This window comes from Neoactinobaculum massilliense, from assembly GCF_900604955.1.
GTDB lineage: Bacteria > Actinomycetota > Actinomycetes > Actinomycetales > Actinomycetaceae > Neoactinobaculum > Neoactinobaculum massilliense.
In genome coordinates, this window is sequence record NZ_UWPE01000001.1 from 784,720 (window position 1) to 797,226 (window position 12,507).

At 64.8% G+C, this 12,507-nt stretch carries 10 protein-coding genes; 5 read left to right on the forward strand and 5 right to left on the reverse strand.

Annotated features, from left to right (window positions below; translation table 11 throughout):
- Window positions 1-63: 63 nt before the first annotated feature.
- Both EIH27_RS03470 and EIH27_RS03475 read right to left on the reverse strand, forming a co-directional pair.
- Window positions 64-1,767 (reverse strand): ABC transporter ATP-binding protein, encoded by a 1,704-nt coding sequence (locus tag EIH27_RS03470; RefSeq protein WP_124039562.1) that lies wholly within the window; start codon window positions 1,765-1,767, stop codon window positions 64-66.
- Window positions 1,764-3,593: an ABC transporter transmembrane domain-containing protein gene (locus tag EIH27_RS03475; RefSeq protein ID WP_124039563.1), complete on the reverse strand. Its 1,830-nt coding sequence runs from the start codon at window positions 3,591-3,593 to the stop codon at window positions 1,764-1,766. Before EIH27_RS03475 ends, EIH27_RS03470 begins: the two co-directional genes overlap by 4 nt.
- A gap of 169 nt (window positions 3,594-3,762) precedes the next feature.
- On the opposite strand from EIH27_RS03475, the gene EIH27_RS03480 reads away from it, so the two are divergent.
- The 3 genes from EIH27_RS03480 to EIH27_RS03490 all read left to right on the forward strand — a co-directional run bounded on the left by EIH27_RS03480 (window position 3,763) and on the right by EIH27_RS03490 (window position 6,786).
- Window positions 3,763-4,071: a hypothetical protein gene (locus EIH27_RS03480; RefSeq protein ID WP_124039564.1), complete on the forward strand. Its 309-nt coding sequence runs from the start codon at window positions 3,763-3,765 to the stop codon at window positions 4,069-4,071.
- Window positions 4,072-4,200: 129 nt separating this feature from the next.
- Window positions 4,201-6,039, forward strand: coding sequence for a DEDD exonuclease domain-containing protein (locus tag EIH27_RS03485; RefSeq protein WP_124039565.1), 1,839 nt, complete (start codon window positions 4,201-4,203; stop codon window positions 6,037-6,039).
- A gap of 123 nt (window positions 6,040-6,162) precedes the next feature.
- The gene (locus EIH27_RS03490; RefSeq protein ID WP_124039566.1) at window positions 6,163-6,786 is read left to right on the forward strand and encodes a superoxide dismutase; all 624 of its coding nucleotides are present in this window, start codon (window positions 6,163-6,165) and stop codon (window positions 6,784-6,786) included.
- 194 nt (window positions 6,787-6,980) lie between these two features.
- Here the strand turns inward: EIH27_RS03490 and EIH27_RS03495 are convergent, their stop codons facing one another.
- A complete protein-coding gene (locus EIH27_RS03495; RefSeq protein ID WP_124039567.1) occupies window positions 6,981-8,045 on the reverse strand; it encodes an FKBP-type peptidyl-prolyl cis-trans isomerase in 1,065 nt (354 codons plus the stop codon).
- Window positions 8,038-9,405, reverse strand: coding sequence for a dipeptidase (locus EIH27_RS03500; RefSeq protein ID WP_124039568.1), 1,368 nt, complete (start codon window positions 9,403-9,405; stop codon window positions 8,038-8,040). Before EIH27_RS03500 ends, EIH27_RS03495 begins: the two co-directional genes overlap by 8 nt.
- 220 nt (window positions 9,406-9,625) lie before the next feature.
- Here EIH27_RS03500 and EIH27_RS03505 point away from each other — a divergent pair, with 220 nt between their 5' ends.
- A complete protein-coding gene (locus tag EIH27_RS03505) occupies window positions 9,626-10,339 on the forward strand; it encodes a DUF3043 domain-containing protein (protein WP_124039569.1) in 714 nt (237 codons plus the stop codon).
- Between the two features lie 77 nt (window positions 10,340-10,416).
- Here the strand turns inward: EIH27_RS03505 and EIH27_RS03510 are convergent, their stop codons facing one another.
- A complete protein-coding gene (locus EIH27_RS03510) occupies window positions 10,417-10,842 on the reverse strand; it encodes a hypothetical protein (protein WP_124039570.1) in 426 nt (141 codons plus the stop codon).
- A gap of 286 nt (window positions 10,843-11,128) precedes the next feature.
- Here EIH27_RS03510 and lpdA point away from each other — a divergent pair, with 286 nt between their 5' ends.
- On the forward strand, window positions 11,129-12,502 hold the full coding sequence (gene lpdA, locus EIH27_RS03515; RefSeq protein WP_124039571.1) for a dihydrolipoyl dehydrogenase: 1,374 nt from the start codon (window positions 11,129-11,131) through the stop codon (window positions 12,500-12,502).
- The last annotated feature ends 5 nt before the right edge of the window (window positions 12,503-12,507 follow it).

Sequence of the window (12,507 nt, forward strand, 5' to 3'; positions counted from 1 at the left end):
TTTTACCCGTGTTCACGGCCTGCCCCACGCGAGTTCCCTTACACGTCCGACCTGGTCACGCGCCTACGCGCCCTCCCAGGCGTGCCAGAGCGCCGCGTACTGCCCGCCACGTGCCAGCAGCGCGCGGTGACTCCCCGTCTCAACGATGCGCCCATCGTTCATAACCGCTATCCGGTCCGCACTATCCACGCTGAAGAGGCGATGCGCCACGGATATCACCGTGCGGCCACGCAGCACCGCGGCGAGGGCGCGCTCGGTGGCGCGGGCGGACACGGCGGACATGGCGGCGGTAGCCTCATCGAGGATCACGATGGCGGGATCCTGCAGCAGCACGCGAGCAAGCGCCAGCCGCTGCGCCTCCCCGGGCCGGAGCACGCCGTTGCTCACCTCACGATCAAGCGGCGCGTCCAGTTCCACCGTGTCCAGCGCGCGCCGCAGCTCCGCATCCGTGGCGTTTTCTCGGGCCAGGCGCAGATTATCGGCCACCGTACCGGTGAACACGTAATTTTCCTGGGTGACCAGCGCCACCAGGCGGCGTAGTCGCGCCTCGGGGATGCGGGACACATCCACCCCTCCGATCGTGACACGTCCCCGCTGGGGTTCCCCAAGGCCGGCCATGAGGCGGACCAGGGTAGATTTCCCGGCACCGGACATACCGACAATGGTGAGCCGCTCCCCCGGCGCCACAAACACGGTGATGTCACGGAGAGCCGGACGCGCGCCGGCGTCGTCGTACCAGAACGTGGCCCCCTCCACCCGGACCTCCATACCGCGAGGCTCCTCGTTTCCCTCTGGTACGCGCGGGGCGAGACTAATCCCGACGATGCGCTGGAGCGCCACGGAGGCGTACTGGATCGAGTCCATGAGCCAGGAAATGGTCTGTAGCGGGCCGGCCAGCTGCAGGCAGTACATGACCAGCATGGCCAGGCCGCCGGGGGTGAGGCCGTGGTGTAGTAGCACGGGACCCGCAAGCACCGCGCAGCATGCCGGCACATAGATGAGGATGCGCATGGTGGCGGCGAAGCGAGAACGCTGGATGGACGTGTACACCTCGTTGCGTTGGAATTCGCGCAGCACGGTGTGTACGCGTCCCTCACGGACGCGCCCCAGCCCCGCCGCGTCCACGGTGGTGTACTGAGCGAGGGTCTCACTAGTGAGGCCGTCGGCATCGGCGCGGCTTTCAGCGGCGGCACGGTAGGCGGGGATTGAGTAGCGCAGGTAGCGGCGGGTGGTCAGCCACAGTCCTACGCCGGACAGCACGATGGCCCCGGCCATGATGGGCGCCGTCCAGCAGATGGCTGCACCCACAGCCACCAGGTTAATGAGGGTAACCACGGTGAGCGTGAGGTCATTCTGGATAAAACCGGATATCTGCTTGATGTCACCCGTGGTGCGCCCGAGGAGATCCCCGGTACCGGCACGCTCCACGGTTTCCAGCGGTAATCCGACGACGCCGTCCACCGCTTCCTCCCGCAGCTGGGCAAATACGGTTTCCCCGAACACATAGGAGGCATGACCGGACCAATAGGTCAGCCCCATGTCCGCCACCACGACGACGCCGATCGCCGCGAGCAGGCGCGGAAGCGCGGCAGTCTGGCCGGCGAGTAGAGCATCAATGGCCCAGCCGATGAGGGCGGGCACGGCAATTTCGGCCGCGGCCACGAGTACCTTGAGGGCGAGCATACGAGCGAAGGCGGCGGCGTGGCCGCGCAGGAGGGCGGCGAGGCGACGGACGACCTCACGCCCGGAAGCAATGGGAAGAATCATTGTCTTTCTCCTTCCGCGCGGCGGACCACCCGCCGGTAAGCCGGCAGCTCAAGGAGCTTCGCATGTGATCCCACGTGTGCGCCGGCGGAATCGAGGAACACCACCGTGTCCGCCTGCGCGAGGACCAGCGGGGAGGCGGTGACCACGAGGGTGGTGGCGTTCAGGCGGGCCCGGTGAACACCGGCGGCCACGGCCGCCTCCGTATGGGAGTCGAGGGCGGAGGTGGGCTCGTCAAGGATGAGCACCGGAGGCGCCGCGGCCAGGGCGCGGGCGATGGCCACACGCTGACGCTGCCCGCCGGAGAGGTTACGGCCGCGCTCGGTGAGTTCACCGTCGAGGCCACCCAGGGCATCCGCGGCGTCACCCGCCATGGCCGCAGTAATGGCCGCCGTGAGGTGGACATCCGCGGGCTTGGGACCATATGTCGGGTGTCCGGCCGGCTCCAGCCCGTGCTCGCGCCGCACCGTGTCCGTAATGATTTGACGCATCGTGCGCGGTTGTCTGCCGGCCGCGTCTGCGCCGGCCAGGTTCTCCCGGAGCGTCCCGGCGAACACCTCAGGAATCGGCGTGCAGTAGAGGATTCCTGCCCGCACCTCCGCGAGCGCCACCCGGTCCAGCCGCGTACGCCGGTCACCTACGCGAGCCTCCACAACGCCGTCGTCCACACGTGCGAACCTGCGCGCTACCGCGCTCCCCTGCTCGGGGCTGGCGGTAACCAGTGCCGTGAGGCGGCCGGGGGTGAGCGTGACGCCGGAGGCGGCGTCGTACAGGGAGACGCGAGACCACTCGGGTGCGGGTACGGGTATATCCGGTTCGGTCAGGAGCGGCGGGGCGGCCAGGGCGGCCTCGATGCGCTGGGCGGACACGTGGGCGGCGGTGTACTCGCGCACGCAGTTGGCAAACGCGGCGATCGGTGCGGACACATAGCCGGCCAAGCCCCATACGCCCACTACCTGACCAGGCGTGATGATGCCGCGGGTGGCGAGTATCAGCGAGGCGATGGCGAGGAGCGCGGAGAAGCCGGTGGGGAGGGCATCAATGGCCGTGTCGATGAGGGCACCGGGCCGTGCCAGGGCGATGCCCGCCGCTTTCACCCGGCTGGATTGGCGCCGGTAGCGCCGCAGGAACCAGGGTGTTCCGCCGGTGCCGCGGAGAATGCGCAGCCCGGCCACCGTGTCCGCGGTCATGGACGTGAGCGTACCCATTTCGTGGCGCACCGCTGCACGTCGGCGCGTGAGGGAGGGAACCAGGCGGGTGGTAGCCCAGGTGATGAGCGGGGCGCCGACCGCTGCGATGATGCCGAGCAGTGGGGAGGACGCGAAGATCAGCACCACGATGATGATTTCGGCAAGCAGGTTCGCGGCGGCATAGGGCGGGTAGAGGGCAAAGCTGCCCAGCGTGTCCGGGTCGGCGCCGGCCGCCTGCACCAGGTCGCCACTACTTTCTGCGCGCACGCGCCGCGGGAAGAGGTGATGGATGACGCCCAGGCGCACGTCGATGCCGGCGGGGCGCGTGAGCGGGATTTCGAAGACATCAACAAAGGCGCCGAGAGCGCAGGATAGTAGGCCGACTACCAACCAGGCCATGGGTATCAGGAGCGCGCCGCCGGCCGTCAGCCGGTCCACGGCGCGCCCGAGCGCCCAGACCACGAGCACGGGGCCCACGGCCACCAGGACATCGGCAAGGAAAACGGTGAGGGCGTAGCGCCAGGAGGGCAGCAGTGCGCGGCGCTCCAGCCCGCGCACGCTGGTGGGAATGGATGAATTTTCAGGAACGCGATAGGCCTCCGGCAGGGAGGCGGGCATGGATGCCACAAAGATTCGCATGGGTGCCTTTCAGATGGACGAGCAGGGCATACTGCTCCCGCGAAATCACGGCACCGGGAGTATTTAGCGGGCGATGCCGGAGAGGGAGCTGTGGAACGAGTCCATACGGCATCGCCTTTCCGAGGGATAAAGAGTCCATCTGACGGGCCCACTTTATACAATGTGCGCCATGACGTCTAATAACCTGGGCGGCCCGCGCGATTGGAGCCCGCCCGAGATCGACGAGGACTTCGAGAGCATCGACCCGGACCTGCTTGCCGAATTCAATCCGCCCGCGCCGCCGGCCCACCCGCTGCAACGCTGGGCGTGGATCGCCACCGCGATCTGCCTGCTGGGCGGCATTCTGAGCTGGCTGCTCCACGGGCCCGGGTGGCTGCGCGGCGTGCTGTTCGTGGGAGCGGTGATGTGCGCGGTGGTTGCGGTGATGGCCTCGGCGCCGCATTCCCGCGATATCGACGACGATGGCGCCCGACTCTAGACATGCCGCGCGTAATAATGCCCTGCGTCCATGCGCCCCGGGGTGTACGGACGCAGGCAGTCGACGTCGTACCGGTTGCCCGCGCCGCCGGCTCCAGAGGCTGTCGGCGCTTAGGCATAGCCTGACGCTATGAAGGAACCCATCACCGCTCCGGCGCCGGGCAGGCGGCTGGACCTGGAACGTGCCGCGCGGCACGCGGAGGGCCAGGGCACACCGCCGGCCACCCAGATGCAGTTTGGTGACCTCGGCACACCGCTGGAAGAGGTCACATTTGTGGTGGTGGACCTGGAAACCACGGGCGGACGCCCGGGCGCGCATGCCATCACGGAATTCGGTGCGGTCAAGGTGCAGGGCGGAGAGGAGCTCGGCCAGTTCTCCACGCTGGTCAATCCCGGCGTACCCATCCCACCGCAGATCACCCTGCTCACCGGCATCACCACGGGCATGGTGGCTGAGGCGCCATCCATTGACCACGTGCTGCCTGCGTTTCTTGACTTTGTTGGCGCGGATGCGGTGCTGGTAGCCCACAATGCGCGCTTTGACGTGGGACACCTCAAAATTGCGGCCAAGGAACTGGGTATCCCCTGGCCGCGCCTCGGCGTGGTGGACACCCTCGCGCTCTCCCGGCGCGTATTCACCCGGGATGAGGTCCCCAACCACAAACTGGGCACGCTCGCCGCCTACTGCCACGCCGCCGTCTCGCCTACGCATCGTGCCTTGGATGATGCACGCGCCACGGTGGACGTCCTCCATACCATGCTGGAGCGGCTCGGACCGCTCGGAGTCACCCACCTGGAGGATCTGCGCACAGCCACGGACCGAGTGCCGGCGAAACGTCGGCGCAAGGCGAGCCTCGCGGACGGCCTGCCGCACTCCCCGGGTGTATACCGTTTTCTTGGTCCACGCAGCGAGGTGCTCTATGTGGGCACCTCTGTCAACGTGTATAAACGCGTGCGCCAATACTTCACGGCATCCGAATCCCGCCGCCGCATGGGTGAGATGGTGGACCTGGCGCGCAAGGTGGAGGCCACCGCAACAGAGACGGTGCTCCAGGCCAGTGTGGAAGAGGTACGGGAAATAGCTGCGTTTGATCCTCCCTACAACCGGCGCTCGCGGCGGCCACAAAACAAGCCGTGGCTGGAGCTTACGGAAAAGCCACATCTGCGCCTCAAGGTTGCCCGCGGCATCCCGGAGGCGAATATGGAAACCTCGCTGGGGCCGTTTGGTTCGGGCTCGCAGGCGCGCCGGGCACTCGAACTGATTAATGATGAGGCCGGGCTTCGCGGCCGTGGTCTCGGCATCGCTCGCCGTTCGGATCTTTCCGATACCCCGTGCACCGTTCACACCGATCAGGAGGGCCGGCCGTGCTGTGTGCTCCCGCCACGGGGCATGCTCAATGCGCCCGAGGTAGCCCGCCTCCGCGCCGCAGAAATTCTGGCCGGGAAACTTGACGCCGTATGGGCGCATGCGAAGGGACGGCTGCGCCGCCTCTCCACCGAGGAACGCTTCGAACAGGCCTCCATTGAGCGTGACCGTCTCCAGGCCGTACTGACGGCGGCCAAACGAAGGGAGAAGTTACTCCCGATTCTGCGGGCCGCCGAGATTCGCGCCGCCTCCTACCGGGGGGATCACTGGGAGGTGGCCGTCGTGCGCTGGGGCAAACTGGTTGCGGCCGCCCGCGTGCCCTCCGATCAGTTCCCACCCGACATTGTGGACGCTCTGGCCCGCACCGCACCGGAGGTTGAGCGCCCCGCGCGGGCCGGCGGCGCCACGCATATCGAGGAGTCTGAGATTCTGGCCGACTGGCTGACCGACCCCACTACGCGCGTGCTCTCAGTGGAATCCGAGCGGCCACTCGCCTTACCGATCAATGCGGCAGCCCGCTTCTCGCTGCCCCAGCCCGTTGACCTCCCACCCGCCTTTGTGCCCTCGGACGGGCCGGGACACCGGCGTCCGCGTCGCTCCTAGAGCCAAAACTAAGCCGCGCCACCGCGGCGTCGTTCCAGGACTTGCGTGGCTGGTAACGAAGGCCGCGGAATAAAATCGACGCCCACGGGATTCAGAAAGCGTCAGCGATGAAAGGAGGCCGTTATGGCCACGTATGAACTCCCGGAACTCCCCTATGATTACTCGGCGCTAGAGCCCTATATCTCGGGCAAGATCATGGAACTCCACCATGACAAGCACCACCAGACATACGTGAACGGCGCGAACAAGGCGCTGGAAAACCTCGCGGCTGCACGTGAATCAGGCAATTTCGCGGCTATCAACCAGTACTCTAAGGATCTGGCTTTCAACCTGGGCGGCCACATCAACCACTCCATTTTCTGGACGCTACTCTCCCCGGATGGCGGCGGGGAGCCGGAAGGCGAGGTTGCGGAGGCCATCAAGGACTCCTTCGGTTCCTTCCAGAACTTCCAGGCCCAGTTCACCGCGGTGTCCACGGGCATTCAGGGCTCCGGCTGGGGCGTGCTCGCCTATGATTCCGTGGCCGGCAAGCTGGTCACCTTCCAGCTCTACGATCAGGCCAACAATGTGCCCGAAGGGGTCTTCCCCATCTTCCAGCTGGACATGTGGGAGCACGCCTACTATCTGGACTACCTCAATGTGAAGGGCGACTACGTGAAGGCCATCTGGAATATAGTTAACTGGCAGGAAGTGGCCAACCGGCTTGCTGACGCCCAGCAGAAGGCCCAGGGACTCATCATCCGCTAGTGGCCAAACATGGGTAGCTCGCAAGACCTACCGCTACCAGGCCGCTATGCCCGGCCCCGCGGTTTGCCAGAGGTTTGCCACGCATCGCAGCCGGGCAGCCACGTGCAGGCGTAAAAGCCGGATGGGCGTAACGGCAGAGCGAACATACGAGAGGGGGCGGGAATATCCCGCCCCCTCTCGTCTACCCTGCTCGATTACATGGACCCCACGATGTCCACGACGACGGCGAGCGTCTTTTCCTCACTGTCACCGGGCACCGTCATGAACACGCGAGATCCTACCGGAATCCCGGCCAGTGCATTGAACACGGTCTGTCCGGTGGTGGGAATAAACGCGGCCCCCTTGGGCACCGTGGTTCCCGTCCACGTGTTCTCGGTGTAGGAATTCTTCCAGTCCGTGGCCGCGTACTGAATGATGTACGTGCCAGAATCCGGCAGTGCCTTGCCCGTACCGCGGGCAATCACCGTCACCTGCGGGCTATTTGCCTCGGTGGCCGTTGCGGATGGATCCGTGACGGGTGCCTTCTGCCCATCCTTCACCTTGAGATCAGTGATGGGCTCGCCAAGACCCGCGGAGAAGGTGACGGGAAGGTCAGCCACCTTGGTCTCCTCCTTGGCGTCCTTCTGCCCGGTTTGCGCGGGCACCACACCGCTGGTGATCTCCACGTAGAAGGCGATCGTATCCGTTCCGCTAATGCCCGCTTGCGAATTGCCCTGCGCCCCATAGCCGTAGTCCGCCGGGATGGAGATGATGAGCTTGTCCCCCACATGCGCGTGGGACATGGGATACGTCCACCCCTTTACCACCTGGGTGAGCACGAAGCTGGTGCCCTGGCCACGCTCAAAGGAGGAATCAAAGGGGACGGGATTTCCCCACACCTGCCCCACGTAGTTGGCGGACACCATGGAATCCTCGGAGAGCGCCTCACCCTTCCCCTGGGACACCACGCACACGCGTAACCCGTCAGGCGCATCCCCATCCGGGAACCCGAGCTTCACGGTGCCGGAGGAGGTTTTCCCCACGTTCGGCATTCCGCTCGGGCCGTACTTTATTTCAGGCTCATCCCCGTTTGCCGCGATATCCGCGGTATTCACGCACGTGGGTTCCTTGTACGCAATCGGTTCCGCATCCGCCGTGGCCGTGGCACTTGCGCTGGCCGACGCCGACGCTGAGGCCGCGCCGCTTCCCGATTCCCCCGAGCACGCCGCCAGGCCCAGCATCATGAGCAGGGCTACTCCGGCCGTTGCCGCTTTACGCATGCTTCTTCCCCATTTCAGCGATCTTGCTTAGCAGGATGGCTTCGGCGGTTGTGGCCTTCTTCCAATCGTCAAGAGCAAGGGACTCGTTCTGGGAGTGAGCACGCGTGTCCGGATCCTCAATACCGGTGAGCAGCACCTCGGCGTGAGGGAACATTGCCTTGAGGTTGGAGACAAACGGAATAGATCCACCGGAGCCGATATTGACGGGCTCGGTGTGCCAGGCGTCGCGGAAGGCATCAAGAGCGGCCTGCGCGGCGGGTGAGTCCACGTTCTCCTTGTAGCCGGGGCCGGCCTCCTTAATCTCGGCGGTGATCTTAGCGCCGAACGGGGCGTGCGCCTTCAGGTGCTCCACCAGCTTTTCTGCGGCCTCCCGCGTGTTCTGGCCGGGGGCAACGCGCAGCGAGAGCACACCGGTTACCGACGGGATGATGGTGTTGGAGGATTCGGCCACGCTGGTGACATCCATCCCCACCACGGCGATGGCCGGCTGCGTCCACATCCGAGAGGCGAGAGAACCGTGACCGGCCAGCTGCACGCCATCAAGTACGCTCGCATCCTTGCGCAGCACGTCCTCCGGGTAGTCGGCTTCGGCGTCGTCGTAGGAGGTGAGGCCGGCAACCGCCACACTGCCGTCTTCATTGTGAAGCGTGGCCACCAGCCGAGCGAAAGCCGTCACCGCATCAATGATCGGTCCACCGAACTGTCCGGAGTGCACGGCATGCTCCAGGGTGGAGACGGTAACCTCAACGGTGGCGACGCCGCGCAGCGAGGTGGTGAGCGACGGCGTACCCACGCGCCAGTTTCCACAATCCGCTACCACGATGACGTCGGCCGCCAGGCGGTCCCGGTAGGTCTCCAGGAAGTCCTCAAAGGTGGGCGACCCTACTTCTTCTTCGCCCTCGATGAACACGTTGACGTTGACGCCCAGTTCGTCACCGAGCACCTTGAGTGCACCCATGTGCATCATGATGCCGGCCTTGTCGTCTGCGGCGCCGCGCCCATACAGGCGGCCGTCTCGCTCCGTGGGCTCGAAGGGATCGGATTCCCAGGTATCCAGGGTGCCGGCCGGCTGCACGTCATGGTGCGAGTAGAGCAGCACCGTGGGGGCATCCTCACTCACCGTGCGGCGCGCCAATACGGCGGGCCGGCCCGTCCGTCCGTCCTGCGTCTTCAACTGCACAACTTCCGCCTCAAGGCCACGGTCACGCGCCAATTCCGCCACACGCTCGGCGCTTTCACGCACCCGCGCCTGATCGAAAGCGTCCACCGAGACAGAGGGAATGCGTACCAGGGATTCCAGTTCTTCGCGCAGCTGAGGAAGGAGTTCCTCCGTGCGCCGTGTGATTTCTTCACTCTCCATGTGATCAACCCTACCGGCCCGCGCGCCCCGCGGTCGGTTCTACCCCACCGGTCGGTACGGTGCGGTACCAAACGACGTCGGTCGCTGACGGCTCCGCCCAAGCCCTACGTTCCCGTGCGACGTCGTCGTGGCAGGTAGTAGGACGCCGAGTCGTGAGGCTCCCCTACGCGGCGGGCCGCGTTTGCGTAAACTAAACGCGCACTCACGAGGGGAGATTTTTGTGTTCGGACGTAAGAAGAAGGACGAAGCGGACGCGACGGTGGAGGAAACACCGCGCCTGCCCAAGGGCTATACGCCCGCAAAGGGCACGCCAACGCCGAAGCGTAAGCAGGTAGAGAACGCGCGCCGCCGGCCTCTCATCGCCTCGGGTGCGCATCTCACCAAGGAACAGAAGAAGATACTCAAGGCGGAGCAGCGCGCGCGGAGCGAGGAAATCCGCAACACGGAGTACCAGGCCATGAAGACCGGGGATATCGCCCACATGCCGTGGGAGCATCGCGGCCGCGAGCGCGCCTGGGCCCGCGATTTTCTCGATGCGCGGCGCACCAGCGCGGTAGGGCTGATGCCGCTAGCTATCGTGCTGATCATCGGATTGTTCGCACTGCGTAATTATCCGGTGATTCTCAACTTCTTCATTATTGCGGCGTACGTGGTCATGTTCATCATGTTCATCGACGCCATCTGGCTGGCCGTCAGAACAAAGCGCGCCGTTCGCTACCATTTTGGCGAGGATCGCATTCCGCCGCGCCTGCAGGGCCAGCTCACGTCTCGCGCAATGACGCCGCGTCGCTGGCGGCTCCCCAAGCCGCAGGTCAAGGCTCATGAGTACCCCGCGGGTGGCACGCCCGCCGAATATCGCGAGGCCTACCGGAACAATCGCGCGAAGGCGCGCGAGGAGAAGAAGCTGCAGCGCGAAGTAGCGCGGGAAAAGTAAGGCCACCCGGCCGGTTAACCCCGGCTGTATTGGTCGGGCAAACTGCGCCGGCCAATACGGCCGCAATCACCGAGCAGCTACTGCAAACTGCGGTTCGCGATATGTGCGGGGCGAGAATAGAACAGCCAGCCAAGAGCCAGCAGCGCCCCGACGGTGGTCAGATAAAAATAACTGGAACCCGCCTGGTACCAAGGATTGACGGCGATAAATGCGTCCGGAAGGATGGTACCCACCACCGGCATCACCACGTTCAAAGCCCACGACACCCCGGCTACGCGCCGCATTCGCCGACCATTATGGAGCGTGCCAATGGCCGCCAGCATCCATATGGCGGCGGCCAGAATAGCTACGGCGGCCTGAGCGGGATGCCGAGCCACGAACGCGTCGGAGGCACCAATCACGGTGCGCCACACCACCACCACGGCACCCACCAATAGCAAACCAATGAATACGGCAGGCCACCCTGTAGCCCGATGCCTCGTATCCTTGATCAGTTCCGCCATTGATTTCCTCAGTCCAGGGGCCCGCGCTTCGGTACCACAACCCATCGAGTGTACGCTAGGCCAATCCCGCTCTACCGTGCTACCTCCCACACGTGATGTGCGCCGCCACCACGCCCACACCATCTCACGGTAGGGTTTCGCCCGGCCCATCGGGAATTCGCGCCGCTCAATTATCGTTTTCGGCAGAGCGTTTTTGCGAATTTGGGTGAACTTTTCATGGCACAATGAAGAAGAGCGCCGAAAGTCCTAGACGTTCGGTATCGGTCCATAAAGAACGGAGAAGTTGGTGGCAGAAACAAAGGAATACGACGTCGTAATCCTTGGCGGTGGCAGTGGCGGATACGCAACTGCTCTCCGCGCTGGGCAACTCGGCATGTCGGTTGCGCTAATCGAAGCGGACAAGGTAGGCGGCACCTGCCTGCACTACGGATGCATCCCCGCCAAGGCGCTGCTTCACGCCGCTGAAGTAGCAGACGAAATGCGCGAAGGCCCGTCCATCGGTGTGATGGGCACCTTCAACGGCATGGACATGGTGGCCCTCAACGCCTTCAAGGACGGCGTCATTGGCAAGATGTTCAAGGGCCTGCAGGGCCTTCTCAAGGGACGTCACGTTGAGATCGTCAACGGCTGGGGAACGCTGGTAGCACGTGACACCATTCAGGTGAACGGCGTCAACTACAAGGGCAAGCATGTCGTGCTTGCCTCCGGCTCCTACTCCAAGACCATCGGCCAGCAGATCACCTCTCGCGTGATTACCTCCACCGAGGCGCTGAGCCTCACCCAGGTTCCGTCCTCGGCCATCGTGCTGGGCGGCGGTGTGATTGGTGTGGAATTCGCCTCCACCTGGAAGTCCTACGGTGCGGATGTTCAGATCATCGAGGGCCTGCCCCACCTCGTGGCCAACGAGGACATCGATATTTCTAAGAACCTTGAGCGCCAGTTCAAGAAGCGCGGTATCAAGTTCGCCACCTCCACCATGTTTGACCACGTGGAGGAGACGGCTACCGGCGTGCGCGTGTTCACCCAGGATGGCAAGGAGTACGACGCCGATATCCTGCTGATCGCGGTCGGTCGCGGCCCGCGCACCAAGGATCTGGGGTACGAGCAGCAGGGCATCACCATGGACCGTGGCTTCGTGCTGACCGATGAGCGCCTCCGCACCAACGTTGAGGGCATCTACGCCGTCGGCGATATCGTGCCGGGACCGCAGCTGGCCCACCGCGGCTTCCTGCAGGGCGTGTTCGTGGCCGAGGACATCGCCGGGCTCAACCCGCGTGTCATCAACCCGGATTACATCCCACGCGTCACCTTCTGCCGTCCCGAGATCGCTTCCGTCGGTATCACGCAGGCTCAAGCCGAGGAGAAGTTCGGTAAGGCTAACGTGGAGACGGCCAAGTTCAACCTGGCCGGCAACGGTAAGTCCCAGATGCTCGGTGCAGACGGCTTCGTCAAGCTGGTTCGCCAGAAGGATGGCCCCATCGTGGGCTTCCACGCCATCGGCGCCCGTATGGGTGAGCAGATCGGTGAGGGCGAAACCATGGTTGCTTGGGAAGCCTTCCCGGAGGATTACAACGGGCTTATTCATGCCCATCCGACCCAGAACGAGGCCCTTGGCGAAGCCGCCATGGCACTCGCTGGCAAGCCGCTTCATTCCAACTAGAGGGG